22 protein-coding genes are annotated in these 17,753 nt (G+C 34.5%); 5 read left to right on the forward strand and 17 right to left on the reverse strand.

What is annotated here, in order from left to right; all coding sequences use genetic code 11:
* Positions 1-116: 116 nt before the first annotated feature.
* The 7 genes from PBV87_RS19225 to PBV87_RS19255 form a co-directional block, all read right to left on the reverse strand.
* A complete protein-coding gene (locus PBV87_RS19225) occupies positions 117-443 on the reverse strand; it encodes a hypothetical protein (RefSeq protein ID WP_271013410.1) in 327 nt (108 codons plus the stop codon).
* Positions 444-445: 2 nt separating this feature from the next.
* Complete coding sequence (locus PBV87_RS19230) at positions 446-1,108, reverse strand: hypothetical protein (RefSeq protein ID WP_271013411.1); 663 nt, start codon at positions 1,106-1,108, stop codon at positions 446-448.
* An 8-nt stretch (positions 1,109-1,116) separates the two neighbouring features.
* Positions 1,117-2,148 (reverse strand): hypothetical protein, encoded by a 1,032-nt coding sequence (locus PBV87_RS19235; RefSeq protein ID WP_271013412.1) that lies wholly within the window; start codon positions 2,146-2,148, stop codon positions 1,117-1,119.
* Positions 2,149-2,189: 41 nt separating this feature from the next.
* Positions 2,190-2,327: a hypothetical protein gene (locus PBV87_RS19240; protein WP_271013413.1), complete on the reverse strand. Its 138-nt coding sequence runs from the start codon at positions 2,325-2,327 to the stop codon at positions 2,190-2,192.
* 67 nt (positions 2,328-2,394) lie between these two features.
* On the reverse strand, positions 2,395-2,877 hold the full coding sequence (locus PBV87_RS19245; protein WP_271013414.1) for a helix-turn-helix domain-containing protein: 483 nt from the start codon (positions 2,875-2,877) through the stop codon (positions 2,395-2,397).
* 131 nt (positions 2,878-3,008) lie between these two features.
* Positions 3,009-3,197 (reverse strand): hypothetical protein, encoded by a 189-nt coding sequence (locus tag PBV87_RS19250; protein WP_271013415.1) that lies wholly within the window; start codon positions 3,195-3,197, stop codon positions 3,009-3,011.
* 32 nt (positions 3,198-3,229) lie between these two features.
* The gene (locus tag PBV87_RS19255) at positions 3,230-3,421 is read right to left on the reverse strand and encodes a helix-turn-helix transcriptional regulator (protein WP_271013416.1); all 192 of its coding nucleotides are present in this window, start codon (positions 3,419-3,421) and stop codon (positions 3,230-3,232) included.
* Positions 3,422-3,575: 154 nt separating this feature from the next.
* Between PBV87_RS19255 and PBV87_RS19260 the strand changes: the two genes are divergently transcribed.
* The 5 genes from PBV87_RS19260 (at position 3,576) to PBV87_RS19280 (ending at position 7,142) form a co-directional block, all read left to right on the forward strand.
* Positions 3,576-3,965 carry a helix-turn-helix domain-containing protein gene (locus PBV87_RS19260; protein ID WP_271013417.1) on the forward strand — a complete coding sequence of 130 codons (390 nt, stop codon included), beginning with the start codon at positions 3,576-3,578 and terminating at the stop codon, positions 3,963-3,965.
* A gap of 2 nt (positions 3,966-3,967) precedes the next feature.
* Entirely contained in the window at positions 3,968-4,357 is a 390-nt protein-coding gene (locus PBV87_RS19265; protein ID WP_271013418.1) for a helix-turn-helix domain-containing protein, read from the forward strand.
* Between the two features lie 39 nt (positions 4,358-4,396).
* On the forward strand, positions 4,397-4,732 hold the full coding sequence (locus PBV87_RS19270) for a hypothetical protein (protein ID WP_271013419.1): 336 nt from the start codon (positions 4,397-4,399) through the stop codon (positions 4,730-4,732).
* Between the two features lie 43 nt (positions 4,733-4,775).
* Positions 4,776-6,692: a recombinase family protein gene (locus PBV87_RS19275; protein WP_271013420.1), complete on the forward strand. Its 1,917-nt coding sequence runs from the start codon at positions 4,776-4,778 to the stop codon at positions 6,690-6,692.
* 219 nt (positions 6,693-6,911) lie between these two features.
* Positions 6,912-7,142 carry an HPr family phosphocarrier protein gene (locus tag PBV87_RS19280; RefSeq protein ID WP_053985276.1) on the forward strand — a complete coding sequence of 77 codons (231 nt, stop codon included), beginning with the start codon at positions 6,912-6,914 and terminating at the stop codon, positions 7,140-7,142.
* 82 nt (positions 7,143-7,224) lie between these two features.
* Here PBV87_RS19280 and thiI read toward each other — a convergent pair whose 3' ends face one another.
* The 10 genes from thiI to hemW form a co-directional block, all read right to left on the reverse strand.
* A complete protein-coding gene (gene thiI, locus PBV87_RS19285) occupies positions 7,225-8,406 on the reverse strand; it encodes a tRNA uracil 4-sulfurtransferase ThiI (protein WP_271013421.1) in 1,182 nt (393 codons plus the stop codon).
* Positions 8,403-9,575: a cysteine desulfurase family protein gene (locus tag PBV87_RS19290; RefSeq protein WP_271013422.1), complete on the reverse strand. Its 1,173-nt coding sequence runs from the start codon at positions 9,573-9,575 to the stop codon at positions 8,403-8,405. Before PBV87_RS19290 ends, thiI begins: the two co-directional genes overlap by 4 nt.
* A 67-nt stretch (positions 9,576-9,642) precedes the next feature.
* A complete protein-coding gene (locus tag PBV87_RS19295; RefSeq protein WP_053985279.1) occupies positions 9,643-10,011 on the reverse strand; it encodes a response regulator in 369 nt (122 codons plus the stop codon).
* A complete protein-coding gene (locus PBV87_RS19300; RefSeq protein WP_271013423.1) occupies positions 10,011-10,754 on the reverse strand; it encodes a 16S rRNA (uracil(1498)-N(3))-methyltransferase in 744 nt (247 codons plus the stop codon). The genes PBV87_RS19295 and PBV87_RS19300 overlap by 1 nt, the downstream gene beginning before the upstream one ends.
* A 1-nt stretch (position 10,755) precedes the next feature.
* Positions 10,756-11,694 (reverse strand): 50S ribosomal protein L11 methyltransferase, encoded by a 939-nt coding sequence (gene prmA, locus PBV87_RS19305; RefSeq protein ID WP_271013424.1) that lies wholly within the window; start codon positions 11,692-11,694, stop codon positions 10,756-10,758.
* A gap of 26 nt (positions 11,695-11,720) precedes the next feature.
* Entirely contained in the window at positions 11,721-12,872 is a 1,152-nt protein-coding gene (gene dnaJ, locus PBV87_RS19310; RefSeq protein ID WP_408633720.1) for a molecular chaperone DnaJ, read from the reverse strand.
* Positions 12,873-12,986: 114 nt separating this feature from the next.
* Positions 12,987-14,828, reverse strand: a complete 1,842-nt coding sequence (dnaK, locus tag PBV87_RS19315; RefSeq protein WP_053985283.1) for a molecular chaperone DnaK — start codon at positions 14,826-14,828, stop codon at positions 12,987-12,989.
* A gap of 29 nt (positions 14,829-14,857) precedes the next feature.
* Positions 14,858-15,403, reverse strand: coding sequence for a nucleotide exchange factor GrpE (gene grpE / locus PBV87_RS19320; RefSeq protein ID WP_053985284.1), 546 nt, complete (start codon positions 15,401-15,403; stop codon positions 14,858-14,860).
* 21 nt (positions 15,404-15,424) lie between these two features.
* Positions 15,425-16,456, reverse strand: coding sequence for a heat-inducible transcriptional repressor HrcA (gene hrcA / locus PBV87_RS19325; protein ID WP_053985285.1), 1,032 nt, complete (start codon positions 16,454-16,456; stop codon positions 15,425-15,427).
* 146 nt (positions 16,457-16,602) lie between these two features.
* On the reverse strand, positions 16,603-17,751 hold the full coding sequence (hemW, locus tag PBV87_RS19330) for a radical SAM family heme chaperone HemW (RefSeq protein WP_271013425.1): 1,149 nt from the start codon (positions 17,749-17,751) through the stop codon (positions 16,603-16,605).
* Between the last annotated feature and the right edge of the window lie 2 nt (positions 17,752-17,753).

Below are 17,753 nucleotides of genomic sequence, written 5' to 3' on the forward strand. Positions count from 1 at the left end.
TCTCATTTTTGCCCTATCTATTCCGTGCTCTTCTAATGCCTCTTTGACAGTTCTATATCTCTTAATCACTTCACCTGTCTCATAATCTAGTTGTTCAAACTCTCTGATTTTACCCATTAGCTGATACCTCCCAGCATCAATTGCCCACTTTCTTTTCTTGTAAGTTCATGTTTAAACTTAGGTTTTACTCGTTCTCTCTTTGCTACTTGCTGTACATCTGCACAATATTTAGCAGCATAAACATGCAATGCTACATCCTCAATGGAATCTTTTTTATTCCATAACTTGATGGTGTTCATAATCTTATTTAGAGCCTGTTCGTTCCCATGCTCTTTGATATGCCTTTTAACAATGCTTGTCCATTCTTCTTTGGTTAGCTTAGTGCCATCCATGAGGTAATAAAACCACGCTTTGTTTATTTCTTCTCTGCATCCCAATTTCATATTCATGCGCCTACACCTACGCTGCTAGTCTTATTGCTTATGCTCTTTGCAAATATATCTCTAAGATTTGCTATATGCTCTTTGTTGTTAGCAATCTTTTCATCATTTAATTCTGCCATCTGTCTATTTTCTTCAAGCTGCAATATATTCTTAGATTCTAGTTCTACCTTGTTTTGGTACAATGATATCTGTTCAAATAATGTATTCCCAAGAGTAGCTTCTGACCTTGTACGTATATTCACAGATGCCATTGCCTTGTTAAACTGTCCTCGTATGACTTCTTTTTTCTCTGCCTCACATATGGATTGGAACCCTCCCATGTATGTAATAGCTTTTTGTACTTGTACTGGCAAACTGTTCATTGCTTCATCTGAACGCATGTACCCATAGAGCCTTATCGCTTTTTCTACTAGCCCCCAGCCTTCTTCATTGTCAATTTGAACTGGCATGTCTAGTTCTGCATAAGCTTGTTTAATATTCTTTATGGTTACAAAGTCACATGTACCAATCACTTTTTTTACTGCAAGAACTGCTTTAGCATCATCCATGTAAGCTAACTCATTGAACCAAACCTCTACAAGATCTTCGTCCTCGATGTTAAACTTAAAGTTCATAAAAGCTTTTTCAAGTATATTGATTAATCTCTCAAATGTTCCAACTGTCATTGTTGCACCTACTCTCCATACTTTTCTCGTAATTTGTCAAAAGCACTTTTGCTTTCAACTTGTCCAGTTTCTACAACAGTGCCATCATCTAGTTGAATGGATTGCATTGCTGGTAATGCGTAACCTTGTGGAAGTTCAAATATTCCTTTCCAGTTGTTTTGAATGCTACGATTTAGAATGGCTATCTTAGTAACTCTATCTGTACCTAACTTATCTAATTCTTTTAACATGAGCTCAGCTGCTCTTTGTGTCATCTTCCCATTCTTTAATTCATTACGCATATCGTTAAAAGCAATTAATGTTTCAAGAAGTTCTACATCTTGTCCTGCATATGTACCAAAAAGATTTAAAATGTATTCCTGCACCTGTGCAGGTTTATTTTTATTTGTTGTAGTCTTCTGTTGTAATCTACTGTAGTAATCTACTGATATATGAGGAAACGGGAAATTCCCATCTGTGGAAATCGGGTTTTCTTGTTTCTGTAAATCAGAATTTCCTGTTTCCAGAGGTTGGTTTTTACCCTCTACACAGATTGTATTTTCCTGTTTGCTAGAAATCGGAATTTCCTGTTTCTTAGAAATAGCTTTTTCACGTTTCTTAGAAATGGGAATACTCTCTTTATTAGAAATCCACTCTTCTAATATTTTGTCTACAAAGTCATTATTTCTAAAATAATATGTAAGTCGCTTCTGACGATCATAGTAAGATGCATATAATTTACCTTCAAATAAGTTGCCATCCTTTTGATTTACAAATTGGCTCTTGCTCTTATAGCACTTGCCAATCCTATTGAATGCACCTTTAAATTCTTCCTTACCAAAGTTAAGTTCTTCTAACCAACTATCACCTTCACGGTATAAGTCATGTTCACAAGGCTCTGTAAATTTGAAGAACATCCCACCTTCTTGCTTTGCAAACCAATATTCTAGCTGCATCATCAAAATGCTAGCCGTTACAGAACCTGTAATTTCATTTAAGCCTGGGTAATAAGGGATTACATTCGATACTTTTGCAAGTATGTAATTCTTCATTTTAGACATTGTATATACCCCCTCATATCAAAGCCTCCTTTTAATATTTATTAAATACAGCACCAAAGTCCTATCATAAAGCCTGTACCAAGTACAACTACTACCGAAACGTCTAAAGCCCCTTTCATTGCTTGGTCAAACCATCTGTTGAGGTTATTTTTAAGTGCTCTTTTTTCTCTGACTGTCATTATTTAATTCACTCCCTTTGACACCAATATAAAAACGTGCTATACTGGTGTCACCAATTTAGTTTTACTAAGCATTTGCTCTTACAAGACTGCAATCTTGTGAGGGCTTTTTTATTTCTGTGAGTAACAAGGACATACCTGCTCCTACAACTTCTTCTATTTCCTTCGTTGAACTCCTCCAATCTTCTTCCTCATCTTCTGTGATTTCATCATCATATGCCATACGTACTAAATCACGTTGTATATCTTCTAGATCATCACACTCCTTCTTGAACATCAAAGTTAAATGCCCTACCTTACGCCTATAGATTGGTGGCAAGATTGCTTTACCTATCTTTGTATAAGTTCTTAAGTATTCATAACCTAGCCACTTTGCCCCATAGACGTGCATCATTTGGAACACCATATCATCATTTGGTACTACTTGGTCATTTTCATATCTCCCAAGTGTTGTTCTGTCCTTAATGAGTAATAACCCTGTTGCGACTTCCTGTGTTAACCCAGTCTCTTTACGTGCCAGCCTAAAAATATTGCCATACTCCTTGTTCATCTACTTGCCTCCTTATATGTAATTGATCCAGTCACATTCTAAATAAAAATGTGACTCTATCAGCTCTTCTTTTATCAGTTACTTCCAGTTATACTAGTCCTAACTTCTTTTGATATACGTTTAAATATGTACTAATCATTAGGTACTTCTACATCTACATCCTCACTAAGAGGTGTGGTTAAGAAGCCTATTCTAAAGAGTCCTCTTTCTCTGGCTTCTTTAACAGCTTGTCTTGCTTGCTCTTCTGTGTAGATACCCATTTTAGCTAATTCTTGACGCCTAGCCTCACGTTTTACAAAATCTACTTGTTTATTTTTCATTACTCCACCTCTTTATTCCATTTTGGACACCTTTATTCAAAAAAAAGATGTTCAATTGTATCATTGAAATAGTTAGCAATTTCTTTTGCTTCCAACAGTGTAAACTTTACAAACCCATTTTCTTTTTTACTATAGGCTGACTTAGTACTTAACCCAAGAATTTGTGCCATTTTTTCGCACGATATTCCATTAGAAATTCTCGTTTTTTTTAAGTTCTTAAACATTTCCCACCTCCTAGTGTCCATTTAAGACACTTTCATTCTACATCACATCATGTGTCCTGTCAAGAAACTTATAATAAAATATTTCTATTTTGGAAACTACACTATAGTTTCTAAAATAGATACTATAAAATAGAGATGAAAGAGGTGAATTCCGATGATTAGGATAAAAGAACTAAGAAATGAAAAAGGGTTATCTCAAGAAGAACTAGGTAATTTTTTAAACATACAAAAATCTGCAATCTCTAAGTATGAGCGTGGTGCTCTTGAGCCAAATAAGACAATGCTGATTAAAATGAGTGAGTTTTTTAATTGCAGCGTTGATTATTTATTAGGTTTATCTGATGTTCGTAATGCTGATAGAATCCTGAATTCTGTATCTGACGATAAAGTATTAGCTGATTTTACAAAAGAACTTATGGAACGTGAAAGCATGCAATTACTATTCAAACAATCTAAAAATCTTTCAGACTCTGATATCAATAAAATTATTAAAATTATCAAAGCTATTGAAGATGAAGAAGATAAACAAACCGGGGTTGAATAGTCATGCAATGTAAGACTTTAGGCACTAGAGTAAAAGAATTAAGACTTTATCATGGATTGTCTCAGTCTGAACTATCCAAGATATTAAACATAGGTAATTCAACTTTATCTATGTATGAATCAAATAGTCGAATACCTGGTGATGATGTTAAGCAAAAAATTGCTGATTATTTTAATGTATCAATAGATTATTTACTTGGTAGAGATGGAGAGTATATAGGTACTCCCCCATCAGGATATCAGATAGAAAATATTGAACTTCTACAATTTGCATATAGGCTTGGTGAGTGTAAAAACCTAAGAACTCTATTTAAGCGTGTTAAGTCACTATCAGATTCAGATATAGAGAAAATAATTAAATTTATTGATATTATAGAAGATAAAACGAACTAAACGAAATCGTACAAAAGAATAAGCAAGGAGTTGCTAATAATGGATAAAATACAATTACTAGATGAGCCACTGATACGCTCATTATTAGATGAAACCATATCTTTTTATGAAGTAATGAATGCTTACAATATACAAACACAGGTCGCCTTTGTACTCCCTCCCAGTGTATATGGGTTTGTTTTCCTAAGCAAAAATTCAAATTATTATATTATACTAAATGGGAATATCAATTACGAAACACAGGTCAGAACCTTTGTGCATGAAGTTAAACATATTGTTGAGGATTGTCCAAAGCATAACTACATAATAGGTATTGATATGCAACACACCGAATTAGAAGATGATTCAAACTTACAAAAAATATTTAATGTATAGATAGAGCCTATAGGGCTCTTTTATTTTAGAAAGGAGTTATAACATGAAAGCTGCATTATACATCCGTGTATCTACACACTTTCAAATAGATAAGGATTCTTTGCCATTTCAGCGCCAAGAATTAATTAACTACAGCAAGTACGTTCTTGGTAATGACAACTATCAAATCTTTGAAGATGCTGGGTACTCTGCTAAAAACACAGATAGACCTTCCTATCAAGCTATGATGTCTAGAATTAGATCTGGTGAGTTCACACATCTTATTGTATGGAAAATAGATAGGGTATCTCGTAATCTTTTAGATTTCTCTAGCATGTACGAAGAACTTAAAAAGTACAATGTAACATTTATTAGTAAAAATGAGCAATTTGACACTTCTTCTGCTATGGGCGAAGCCATGCTTAAAATCATTTTGGTCTTTGCAGAGCTTGAAAGAAAGCTTACTGCTGAACGTGTAACTTCTATTATGCTTTCACGTGCAGAAAAAGGCCTCTGGAATGGTGCCACTGTACCTTTAGGCTACAAATGGTCAGATGAGATTAAATTCCCTGTAATAGATGAAAATGAAGCTTCTACAGTGCGATTAATTTATGACCTCTATCTTAAGCTACGTTCTACTACTAAAATTGCTCAGCATCTGAATACCAATCATATTCCTACTAAGCGTAATGGAACATGGGTAGCAAAAACGGTTAATGATATTTTGCGTAATCCTTTTTACATTGGAACCTATCGCTATAATATGAAAGATCAAAAACGTAGACTCAAAAAAGAAGATGAATGGATTATCATTGAAGATAACCATGAGGGCATTATTGATAAACCTACCTTCAAACAGGTTCAACGTATCTTAGAAGATAATTATAATGGGAATAGCCAATATCAAAGAGAAAACATACATACCCACATCTTCTCTAGTCTTGTTTACTGTAGTAAATGTGGCACTCGCTTTTGGGCTGGATTAGATAGCCCTCGAAAAAAAGACGGCTATAGACCTAGCCGATATGTATGCTATAAAAATAATAATGGCTGCCAAAATATTATAAGTGATGTAACACTCTTACCTTTTATCCTTAACTTCATTGCTAATTTTATTAGACTTAATCACTCTACTTTAAACAATCTATCTCTAAAGAGCATTGAAAAAACACTCTTAAGAGGTAAAGCATTTGTGGATGTTATAGGAATTGATCACTTTGCACTTGAAAGCACCTTTAAACGTATGGCTACTGGTTTACATGATGAGCTAGAACTAAATAGTGACACTGCTACAGAATCAAAAGTTATCCAAACAGATGAAATGGAATCACTGGAAAAAGAAAAGAAAAAATATGAGAAAGCATTAGAACGTTTAGAATCCTTATACCTCTTCTCTGAGGATAGCATGAGCCAAAAAGACTTTATCTTTAAACAAAGAGATTTAAAACAACATCTTGAACAAGTCAATGCCAAATTAGCAGCTCTTAATATCCCTCAGGCAAAAGATAATCTTGCAGATCTATCCTGGTTAGATGATATTCAGTACTTTATCCTTATGGATAAGATACAAAATACTATAGGCATTGATTATCGTGAAATATTAAACCTTATTGATATAGAAGTGTTAAAAGAATTTATTAGTAAGATCGTGGAAGAAATCCACGTACAAGATAAAAAAGTAATGTCTCTAAAACTTTCTAATGGCATTACCTACAAATTTGCTTACAAAGAACATACACAAATTCCTACCAGAGAACATTTACTCTATAGAAAATATGAAGATACACTATTAGAACTGTTAAAGACAAAAATTCAAGTAACAAGAAAAGATGTCGAGGAAGCTGTTCCACTTGGTCGTGTAACCATTGGAAAGCTTATCAATGAATTTATTGAACGTGGCATTATTGTACGCTGTGGTGCTTCTACTGCTACTTACTATACTTTAGTAGAAAATAAGGATCTTCCTAGAGAAATACTATAAAATAAAAAGTCGTCTATCCATTATATACCAATGAATAGACGACATCATATGTACTTTCACTTTATGTCACCCTAATGTATACGTCGCTATATATTTATTTTCAGTATTTTGATTCATTTTTTTCTCCTCTTAAAACTTATTCTACGATTCACTCATTACATATTGACACTCTACCATATTCCATATATGATACAATTAACATTGTAAGGAGGAATAAGCATGACATCTGTAACCATTAGTTTAAACTCAATAGAAAAAGTAAAACAATTTGTTAATCTAATCAGTAAATATGATGGGGACTTTGATTTAACCTCTGGTAGGTACGTCATTGATGCAAAATCTATAATGGGTATTTTCAGTCTTGACTTAAGCAAACCTCTTAAGCTTGATATTTATAGCGATCAAACAGCGAGTGTGCTTATGATGCACCTAAAAGAATTTGTGGTTTAATCTAAAAAAGATAACTATACATTAAAAGTCTACTTTTTCAAGTAGACTTTTAATTTTTTGCTCAAAATCTTTAGAAACCTGCTTATACAGTAACAACTTCTGTATCGTCAATTGCTTTTTGAATCATTTCTTCGATACAATCTGCAAGCTGAAGTTCTGAGTGTTGAATAATCTCAAGTTTTGGTTTTGTCTCAGGATGCTTTGGTACAAAGATTGTACAACAGTCTTCATATGGTAAAATAGAAGTTTCATAAGTATCAATCCTTTTAGCAATTTGAACAATCTCTTCTTTGTCAAAACCAATAAGTGGTCTAAATACTGGCATACTACTAGAATCATCTGTTACAACCAAACTATGCATTGTTTGACTTGCTACTTGCCCAATACTTTCACCTGTAATAAGCGCTTGACTGCCACCTTCACGTCCAATGCGTTGTGCAATTTCCATCATAATACGACGCATAATAATTGTAAGTTGTTCATGTGGACATTTTTCATAGATTGCCATTTGGATATCTGTAAACGGTACAACATGTACTTTCATTTGACCAGTATAAAGCGCTACTTTTTTTGCTAAGTCAATAACTTTTTGTGTTGCACGTTCACTTGTGTATGGTGGGCTATGGAAGTAAACTGCATCAATTTCTACACCACGTTTTGCAATCATCCAACCTGCTACCGGACTATCGATACCACCTGAAAGAAGAAGTGTGGCACGACCATTTGTACCATAAGGCATACCACCTGCACCTTTGTAAGTTCCCGCATAAACATAAGTTTCATTTCTAATTTCAACATTTAAAAGTACATCTGGATTGTGTACATCTACGGTTAATTGCTCAGGAAATGTATCTAATAAATAGCCACCAAGTTCAGCATTTACCTCCATAGATGATACTGGGAAACGTTTATCTGCTCGTTTTGTATTTACTTTAAAAGTTAAACGTTCTTTTGTTTCAAACTCTTTTTTCATATGCGCTACTGCTAAAGTTTGAATAGCTTCCATAGAACGTTCATTCATTTTAATCCCATATGAAATACCAATAATACCAAAGATACGGCTTAATCTTTCCATAATTACTTCTGGTTCAATACTATTATCCGCAGGTTCTACTGTAATACGCCCTTGTTCTTTTCTAACCTCAAATTTCCCAATCGGTTTAAGATTTTTTCTAATTGTTGCTACTAATCTATTTTCAAAAATAAATCGGTTCTTACCTTTAATGGCAAGTTCTCCGTATTTGACTAAGAAAACATTTGTCATCTTTTCTTTCCTCCTAAAGTAAATTTTCTAAGTAAAGCTACTTGTTTCTTAAGTATATCTATACAATAATCTAGGTCTTCTTTTGTAATATCCTTACTAAAGGAAAAACGAATGGCACTATCTAATGCTTGATCCTTAAGACCTAAAGCTGCTAGCGTACCGCTTTTAGCTACTTTATTTGAAGCACATGCTGAACCTGATGATACATAGATTTGATGTTGCTCAAGTGCATGTAAAAGCACTTCTGCACGTACATCCTTAAAACCAATATTTAAGATATGTGGTGCACTTTTATCAATTGTATCTCCATTTAAATAAGTTTCTTCGATTTCACCTAGAATATGTTCTGCTAAATAAGTTTTTGCCTCTAAATAACTTGCAAGAAGGGTTTGTTGATTTTCCATTGCATAGCGTGCGGCCACATACATCCCATAAATAGCTGGAACATTTTCAGTTCCTGAACGTAAGTTCTTTTGTTGGCCACCTCCATGTAATTGATTGAGTACACGTACCTTCTTACTTTTATAGAAAAGGCCTACACCTCTAGGGCCATAAAACTTATGACCACTTATAGAAAGTAAATCAATTTGAGCTTTGCGTACAGAAATTGGAACTTTGGTAAATGATTGTACAGCATCTACATGAAAGAATGTCTTTGGATTTTTTGTTTTAATGAGCTTTCCAATACGTTCAATATCTTGTATCGTACCAATCTCATTGTTCACATGCATAATGCTTACTAAAGTCGTGTCTTCATTAATTGCTTCTTCTAAAAACTTCTCACCAATGTAGCCTTTTTCATCTACTGGAATTACTAATACTTCAAATCCTTGTGTTTCTAAATGTTTAAAAACATCTCCAACAGAAGGATGTTCGATTGCTGTTGTTAGAATTCTTTTACCTACTTTATGATAAGCCCAAGCTGTTCCTAATATGGCTAAATTATTACTTTCTGTACCACCAGACGTATAGTATATTTCATCTTCTGTACAACCTAATACATTTGCAAAATAAGTTGTACATTCTTTTATCTTATTTTCCGCTTCAATGCCCTTTTTATGCAAAGAAGATGGATTTCCATAATAATCACGCATAACAGTAGACACAGCTTCTATGGTTAAGTCTAACGGCTTAGTTGTTGCTGCATTATCTAAGTATACTTCTTTCATCCTTTTTCCCTCTTATTCCGTTAAAATCATTTTTATTCCATAAAAAATGGGGGAAGTATTCCCCCATTTAAAGATTTTTTACATTTTCAATCGCTTGAAGAACTCGTGCTTTTTCAAAAGGCTTCACAATAAAGTCCTTAGCACCTCTTTTAATGGCTTCAACTACTCTAGACTGTTGTCCCATGGCAGAGCACATAATAATCTTAGTATTTGGACTTACTTGTAATATAGCTTCAATTGCTTGAAGCCCATCCATCTCAGGCATCGTAATATCTAAAGTCATCATGTCTGGTTGAAGTTTTTTAGCTAGTTCAATGGCCTCTAAACCATTTCCCGCTTCTCCTACAACCGTATAAGATGCCTCAACTAACATCTTTTTTAGTACTGTGCGCATAAATACAGCATCATCTACTACCAAAAACGTGAGTTCACTCATTATCCCATCTCTCCCATTTCGTACATTATATTGGTAAGTGTTACTAAACTTGCCGTTTCACTACGTAAAATACGATTACCTAAGCTAACTGAGTGAACATGATTACGAATTGCTTCTTCAACTTCCTCTTCTGTAAATCCACCTTCTGGACCAATATAAAGCCCAAAACTCGTAGATGATGTATTTTGTAAAACTTGTCTGATACCCTTTTCATGCTCCTTTTCATAAGGAATGATGGTAAATAATTTATTATTAGCAGCAAATGCAAGTGCTTCTTTAAAGTTCATAGGGGCAATGACTTCTGGTACAATTCCCCTACCACTTTGTTTAGCTGCTGATTCTGCTATCTTATTCCATCTTTCAATCTTAGAGGCCATTTTTTTAGGACTATCTAATTTTACGACACATCGTGTTGTACAAAGAGGTACAATCCTAGTCACTCCTATTTCAACAGCCTTTTGAATCACCCATTCCATCTTTTCCCCTTTAATAAGAGATTGAAAAAGAGTGACTTCAGTAGAAGGTTCACTAGATGAATCCACTACACTATTGATACAAGCTATAATTTTACTACTTTCTATTGCACTTATTATACACTTATAGTCATGACCTTGTCTATCATTTATTATAATTTCATCGCCCATTTGTAATCTGAGCACATTTTTCATATGATTAACATTTTCGTCATCAATAATAATTTCTTTTTCGAATATATTTGCAGGTTTTACAAAGAACTTTGGCATTTTACTTGCTCCTTTTACTTACAATCGCTAACCATTCTCTTTGTTGTTTGATTTCGACAATCTCAAAATGGTTCTTCTCAATTGCAGCAATAACATCTTCTTTTCTCATTTCAATGATTCCAGAAGCAATCCAAAGTCCATCATCTTCCATTACTTCATTTACTTCTTCTGCAAGCATAATAATTACATCTGCAATAATATTTGATACAACAATATTACCTTTTTGCTTAACAACATCTATTAAATTACCTGCATGTACTTCCATTTTATCTTCTACGTGGTTATATTCCACGTTTTCTTTTGCAACTTTTACAGCTACTGGGTCGATGTCTACACCAATAACACGTTCTGCACCCATTTTCGCTGCAATGATGCCTAAAATCCCACTACCTGTTCCAATATCAACGATTGTTTGATTTGGTTGCATATATTTTTCCACAAGCTCTGCACACATAGCTGTTGTTTCATGTGTTCCTGTTCCAAATGCCATACCTGGATCCATTTCGATTACTAAATCTTGTGCTTGTGCATCGTATGCTTCCCATTTTGGTTTAATAACAATATGATCACCCAGTTTAACTGGTTTATAGTATTTTTTCCATTCATTTGCCCATTTTTCTTCTGGGATATCTAATAACGTCATTTTACCTGTTCCGACATTTAAAAACTCACTAATATGTTTTAAATGTCCTTTAATCGCTTCTACTTTTTCTTCTATATTAATTTCAGTTGAAAAATAAGCTTTCACTACCACAGTGTCCATATCCTCACTGATAAGGCTGTCATCAATTAAATCAAAAAGTACTTGGCTACGATCTTGTGTTAATACATCTTGTGGATCACAAATCTCCACTCCACCTGACATTTCCTCTACTAAAAAATAACTGATGGCCTCTACTGCTTCTCTTGTTGTTTCAATAGCTATTTGAATATAATCCACTGGGTAATCCTCCTACTTGTTCTTCTTTAGTTTTTACCAAAGAACTTCTCTAGTTTTTTCTTAAAATTCATTTGTTCAGGCTGATGGTCAACAGTACCATCTGCAAATTCTTTCAATAACTCTTTTTGTTTAGTTGTAAGATTTTTAGGTACTTCTACATAGACTTCAACATATTGGTCACCACGTTGTTTCTTATTACGTAAGCTTGGAATACCTTTACCTTGTAATCTAAATGTTGTACCTGTTTGTGTACCTTCACTAATATTAAACTTCACGTTTCCATCTAATGTTGGGATAGAAAGTTCTGCCCCTAATGCAGCTTGAGCAAAGCTGATTGGCATACGCATATAAACATCCATTCCACGACGTTCAAAAAGCTCATGTGATTTAATATATACAGTTAAAAGTAAGTCACCGTTTGGTGCACCCACATCTCCTGCTTCACCTTTACCTTGAATACGTAAAGTTTGACCATGGTCAATACCTGCTGGAATGCTTACTGTAATATTTTTACTTACTCTTACTTTACCCTGTCCATGACAATTTGGGCAAGGGTCACTTACAACTTTTCCTTCTCCATGACAGGCATCACATGTTTGAACACTTTGCATCGCACCTAAAATCGTACGTTGTGTTACACGCACTTGACCTGTACCATTACATTTTGTACATGTTGTAGCACTTGTTCCTGGTTTAGCTTTTGTCCCATGACATGTTTCACAAGTTTCTGATGTTTGAATTTTAATTTCTTTTTCTACGCCAAAAGCAGCTTCTGCAAAATCAACTTGAATGGTTTGTTTGATATCGTTACCTGGTCTTGGACCACGAGGACGACGTCTACCGCCTCCACCAAACATATCACCAAATACACTGCCAAAGATATCATCCATATCAAAGTCGAAACCGCCGCCAAAGCCACCTGCTCCACCAGCACCACCTTGTTCAAATGCACTATGTCCAAATCTATCATAGGCACTTCTTTTTTCTTGGTCACTTAATATTTCATAAGCTTCACTTGCTTCTTTAAATTTAGCCTCAGCTTCTTTATCTCCTTCATTTGTATCCGGATGATATTGCTTTGCTAATTTTCTATAGGCTTTTTTAATTTCTGCGTCCGATGCACCTTTTTGTACACCAAGCACTTCATAATAATCTCTTTTTGCCACGGTTATCACCATCCCATCTCATTAACATATTCCATTATACTGACTGTTGTGCCTCTATACAAGCATAACGTAGAAACAGTCAAAGAGAAATCTCTTTGACCGTTCTACTTGGTTGTTCACTTTTTATTATTCTTCTTTGAAGTCTGCATCGATTACATCATCGTTTGCATTGTTTGTAGCACCTGCTCCATCCATTCCTGGTTCACCTTGTGGTGCTGCTTGTGCGTACATTTTCTCAGAAATTGCGTAGAACGCTTGTGTTAAAGCTTCTTTAGCTTCTTTAAGTTCATTTACTTCAGCATCTGTGATTGTTTCGATATTTACACGGTTGTTGATTTCTTTTAATGCATTAAGTTTAGCCTCAACATCTGCTTTATCTGCTGCTTCTAATTTATCTTCCATGTCTTTCATCATTTTTTCTGTTTGGAATACCATGCTATCTGCTTCGTTTTTCACATCGATTGCTTCTTTACGTTTTTTATCTTCAGCTGCATATTGTTCAGCTTCAGCAACTGCTTTGTTGATTTCATCATCACTTAAGTTTGTACTTGCAGTGATTGTGATGTGTTGTTCTTTACCAGTACCAAGGTCTTTAGCAGAAACTTTAACAATACCATTAGCATCGATATCAAATCCAACTTCGATTTGTGGAATACCACGTGGAGCTGGCATAATACCATCTAATTTGAAGTTACCTAAAGTTTTGTTTTGGTTAGCCATTGGTCTTTCACCTTGAACAACATGGATATCAACTGCTGGTTGGTTATCTGCTGCTGTTGAGAATACTTGGCTTTTCTTTGTTGGGATTGTTGTATTTCTTGGAATAAGAACTGTCGCTACCCCACCTAATGTTTCAATACCTAATGAAAGTGGTGTTACGTCAAGAAGAAGGATATCGCCTACCCCTGCTTCACCTGAAAGTTTACCACCTTGAATACCTGCTCCAACTGCAACACATTCATCTGGGTTAATACCTTTGAATGGTTCTTTTCCTGTAATACGTTTAACAGCTTCTTGAACAGCTGGAATACGTGTTGAACCACCTACTAATAATACTTTATCAAGTTCAGATGCATTAAGACCTGCATCGTTAAGTGCTGTTCTTACTGGTCCCATTGTACGTTCTACAAGATCACTTGTAAGTTCATCAAATTTAGCACGTGTAAGTGTTACATCTAAGTTTTTACCTGCTGCACAGATGAATGGAATTAAGATATTCGCTGTTGATTTTGAAGAAAGTTCTTTTTTAGCTGTTTCAGCTGCTTCTTTTAAACGTTGCATAGCCATTTTATCAGCTGATAAGTCTTCGCCTTCTTGTTTTTTGAATTCTTCTACTAAGTAGTTGATAATACGTTGGTCGAAGTCATCTCCACCTAAGTGGTTATCTCCACTTGTTGCTAATACTTCGATAACACCGTCACCGATTTCGATGATAGATACGTCGAATGTACCACCACCAAGGTCATATACCATAATTTTTTGTTCTTGTTCATTTTCAAGACCATATGCTAAAGCTGCTGCTGTTGGTTCATTGATGATACGTTTTACATCAAGACCTGCAATACGACCAGCATCTTTTGTTGCTTGTCTTTGGCTATCTGAGAAGTATGCAGGAACTGTAATAACAGCTTCTGTTACTGCTTCACCTAAATAGCTTTCTGCATCTGATTTAAGTTTTTGAAGTGTAATTGCTGAAATTTCTTGTGGTGAGTAATCTTTACCATCGATTGTTACTCTATGGTTAGTACCCATATGGCGTTTAATAGATGCTACTGTACGATCATGATTTGTAATTGCTTGACGTTTTGCTACATCCCCTACAAGTCTTTCACCTGTTTTTGTGAAACCTACAACTGAAGGTGTTGTTCTATTTCCGTCTGCATTTACAATAACAACTGGTTTTCCACCTTCCATTACTGCCACACAAGAGTTTGTTGTTCCTAAGTCAATACCAATAATTTTACCCATTTTACTTTCCTCCTAATTTCTATTTACGATTAATTAGCTACTTTTACCATACTGTAGCGAATAACTTTTTCTTTATATAAATAACCTTTTTGAAGTTCTTCAGCAACGATATTTTCACCTAAACTATCATCTTCTATGTGTAAAACTGCATTATGATAATCTGGATTAAATGTTTCACCTGCTGCTTCAATTGGTGTTACATGTAACTTTTCAAGTGAACTTATAAGTTGTTTATAAATCATAGATACGCCCTCATAGAAAGATTTATCTTCACTTTCTTGTTTAAGCGCACGTTCTAAATTATCAACTGTACCTAAAAGTTCTGTAAGTGTAGAGCTTACTGCTAAGTCATAAATATTTTGTTTTTCTTTTTCTGTACGTTTGCGGTAGTTATCAAACTCTGCCATTAGTCTTTGGAGTCTTTCTAAGTTTTCATCCGCTTTTGGTTTTTCTTCTGTTTCTTCTACAACTTCCCCTTCACAAGTGCCAGTAGTTTCTTCAACTACATTTTCTTCGTTTGTTGTTTCTACTGTTTCATCTTGCATAGTGGATGTTTGCATTTCTTTATCTTCCATGAATCAGCATCCTTTCTCTCTCTACTCTTTTGCTTCAATGAGCATATTTTGAATATGGTAAGAAATATGATCAAGTAATGATACAACCTGCCCATAGTTCATACGCTTTGGACCAATAATACCTATTGTTCCTAAGTTATACTCACCTATATCATAGCTTGTTGTAATAACACTACATTCACTCATAGGTTCTAGGCCATTTTCCTCACCAATACTAATACTGACTTCTTTTGTTGGTTTAGCTTTTAACATCTTTACAAGATATGGTTTTTGTTCAAGCACTTCTAGAAGTTTTTTAGCCTTTTCAATGTCATTAAACTCTTGGAAGCTTAAAATATTCGTCATACCTCTTGTAAAAATGTTTGGTACATCTTCCATTTCTAATGTATCAATAATGGCATTCATTAAATCAACTGAGATATCTTTATAGCCAAACATACGCTCTTCTAGGATGCGTAGTTTATCAACACTTAGTTCATCTAGTGAAGTACCAATTAAGCTCTCATTAATAATATTTGTTAAGATACCGCAAAGTGAATAATCTATTAACTTCTTAGTACGAATAACATAATGTCTAACAATGTTTGTGTCGGTTACAACAACGAGTGCAACACTTCTGTCATCTACGGGTACCAACTGCAGATGTTTAATCTTTGTTTGGTTAATCGTTGGTGGGGAAGCAATAGTTGCATAGTGTGTAACTGCCGAAATAAGCTTCGCAGTTTCCTCTAATAATTTGTCTATCTTGTCAAACTTATTATTGATCACCTCTGCAATAAATTGTTGTACATCAGGTGCAATATCAGGACACTGCATTAAATTATCTACATAAAGTCTGTAGCCCTTGTCTGAAGGTATACGCCCAGCGGAAGTATGTGGTTGCATGATTAAGCCTAAATCTTCAAGATCGGCCATATCATTACGAATCGTTGCAGAACTTACACCTAAGTCATATTTCTTAGATATGGTTCTAGAACCTACTGGATCCCCTGTTTGTATATAATCATGAACAATGGCTTCAAGAATCTTTCGCTTTCTTTCATTTATATCCATGATATCACTTCCTTTTGCATTGTTAGCACTCACTAAACTTGAGTGCTAACTATAGATTTAAGATATCACTCTTTAGGTGATATGTCAATAAGATTCTTTAAACATATTTTGAACAATTTGATAACGTTTTTTGTATATAATATGCACTACTCTACTTCTTCATCTAATAGGAATGAGGCGAAGATTTGATTGGATATATCTTTACCTTGTTCTGTTAAATAAAGTCTATCGTTATTATGAACCAATAGTCCTTTCTTCATCCATTCATCCAGCTGTTTCCCATAGATATCAAAAATTGAATACTTAAAGCGTTGCTGGAATTCTTGTGTACTTATTCCTACACATAGTCTTAATCCTAAAAACATAAATTCTTCCATAGCCATTTTTTTTGTAATCTTTTCTCTTGCAACAATAATTTTATTTGTGTCACCTTGTGCAGCTAGATAATCTTTAAAGTCTGTTGTATTACTAAATCTCTCGTGCATCATATAACTATGGGCACCTAGTCCAATACCTAAATAGGGTTCACAATTCCAATAAACTTTATTATGCTCACATTCATAACCAGCTTTTGACCAGTTTGAAAGTTCGTATTGATGATACCCCTTCTCTTTTAAATAACCTTTTACATATTCATAGAAGCTTCTGTCTAATTCTTCTTCTACTTCTTTTAAAGTACCTTGTTCATAACGATCACCAAATACAGTTCCGTCTTCTATGATAAGTGAATAGGCTGATAAATGTGGTAATCCAAGATTAACCACTTTTTGTAGGGTTTCTTTCCAATTTTCTAATGTTTGATCTGGTAAGCTAAACATAATATCTGTATTCAGATTAGTAATCCCTACCTTTTTCAACCTTTCAATACTTTGCTCCCACTCTTCATAAGTATGAATACGCCCTATACTCTTTAATAAGTTATTTTGTGCAGCTTGTAGTCCTAAGCTTACACGATTCACACCATGCTTTTTAAATACATGAGCATGCTCTTCTAATATAGTTCCTGGATTAGCCTCTATTGTCCACTCAACATCTTCTTCTAATATAAAATGCTTACGTAGGGCTTCACACAATTTGTCTAATAAAAAAGGTGAAAGTACCGTTGGGGTACCTCCACCTATAAATAGACTTTTTATTGTGTGTACACCCGCAAAATCTTTACCGTAATTTGCAATCTCTGCTATCAACGCTGTAATATACTCTTCTTCTTTCTCACGTTTTGGGAAAGATAAAAAGTCACAGTAATAGCATTTAGAATGGCAAAAAGGTATGTGTACATACAATCCTATTTTCATAG

The sequence above is a fragment of the Holtiella tumoricola genome (assembly GCF_027857615.1).
GTDB classification, from domain to species: domain Bacteria; phylum Bacillota; class Clostridia; order Lachnospirales; family Cellulosilyticaceae; genus Holtiella; species Holtiella tumoricola.

Bases quoted from the DNA above. Each gene is read 5' to 3' on its own strand.
- PBV87_RS19280 (WP_053985276.1), top strand. From the start codon at position 6,912: ATGACATCTGTAACCATTAGTTTAAACTCAATAGAAAAAGTAAAACAA.
- PBV87_RS19260 (WP_271013417.1), top strand. From the start codon at position 3,576: ATGATTAGGATAAAAGAACTAAGAAATGAAAAAGGGTTATCTCAAGAA.
- PBV87_RS19300 (WP_271013423.1), bottom strand. From the start codon at position 10,754: ATGCCAAAGTTCTTTGTAAAACCTGCAAATATATTCGAAAAAGAAATT.
- PBV87_RS19290 (WP_271013422.1), bottom strand. From the start codon at position 9,575: ATGAAAGAAGTATACTTAGATAATGCAGCAACAACTAAGCCGTTAGAC.
- PBV87_RS19270 (WP_271013419.1), top strand. From the start codon at position 4,397: ATGGATAAAATACAATTACTAGATGAGCCACTGATACGCTCATTATTA.
- hrcA (WP_053985285.1), bottom strand. From the start codon at position 16,456: ATGGATATAAATGAAAGAAAGCGAAAGATTCTTGAAGCCATTGTTCAT.
- PBV87_RS19250 (WP_271013415.1), bottom strand. From the start codon at position 3,197: ATGAAAAATAAACAAGTAGATTTTGTAAAACGTGAGGCTAGGCGTCAA.
- PBV87_RS19235 (WP_271013412.1), bottom strand. From the start codon at position 2,148: ATGTCTAAAATGAAGAATTACATACTTGCAAAAGTATCGAATGTAATC.
- hemW (WP_271013425.1), bottom strand. From the start codon at position 17,751: ATGAAAATAGGATTGTATGTACACATACCTTTTTGCCATTCTAAATGC.
- dnaK (WP_053985283.1), bottom strand. From the start codon at position 14,828: ATGGGTAAAATTATTGGTATTGACTTAGGAACAACAAACTCTTGTGTG.
- PBV87_RS19295 (WP_053985279.1), bottom strand. From the start codon at position 10,011: ATGAGTGAACTCACGTTTTTGGTAGTAGATGATGCTGTATTTATGCGC.
- PBV87_RS19230 (WP_271013411.1), bottom strand. From the start codon at position 1,108: ATGACAGTTGGAACATTTGAGAGATTAATCAATATACTTGAAAAAGCT.
- grpE (WP_053985284.1), bottom strand. From the start codon at position 15,403: ATGGAAGATAAAGAAATGCAAACATCCACTATGCAAGATGAAACAGTA.
- PBV87_RS19275 (WP_271013420.1), top strand. From the start codon at position 4,776: ATGAAAGCTGCATTATACATCCGTGTATCTACACACTTTCAAATAGAT.
- PBV87_RS19240 (WP_271013413.1), bottom strand. From the start codon at position 2,327: ATGACAGTCAGAGAAAAAAGAGCACTTAAAAATAACCTCAACAGATGG.
- thiI (WP_271013421.1), bottom strand. From the start codon at position 8,406: ATGACAAATGTTTTCTTAGTCAAATACGGAGAACTTGCCATTAAAGGT.
- dnaJ (WP_408633720.1), bottom strand. From the start codon at position 12,872: ATGGTGATAACCGTGGCAAAAAGAGATTATTATGAAGTGCTTGGTGTA.
- PBV87_RS19255 (WP_271013416.1), bottom strand. From the start codon at position 3,421: ATGTTTAAGAACTTAAAAAAAACGAGAATTTCTAATGGAATATCGTGC.
- PBV87_RS19265 (WP_271013418.1), top strand. From the start codon at position 3,968: ATGCAATGTAAGACTTTAGGCACTAGAGTAAAAGAATTAAGACTTTAT.
- PBV87_RS19225 (WP_271013410.1), bottom strand. From the start codon at position 443: ATGAAATTGGGATGCAGAGAAGAAATAAACAAAGCGTGGTTTTATTAC.
- PBV87_RS19245 (WP_271013414.1), bottom strand. From the start codon at position 2,877: ATGAACAAGGAGTATGGCAATATTTTTAGGCTGGCACGTAAAGAGACT.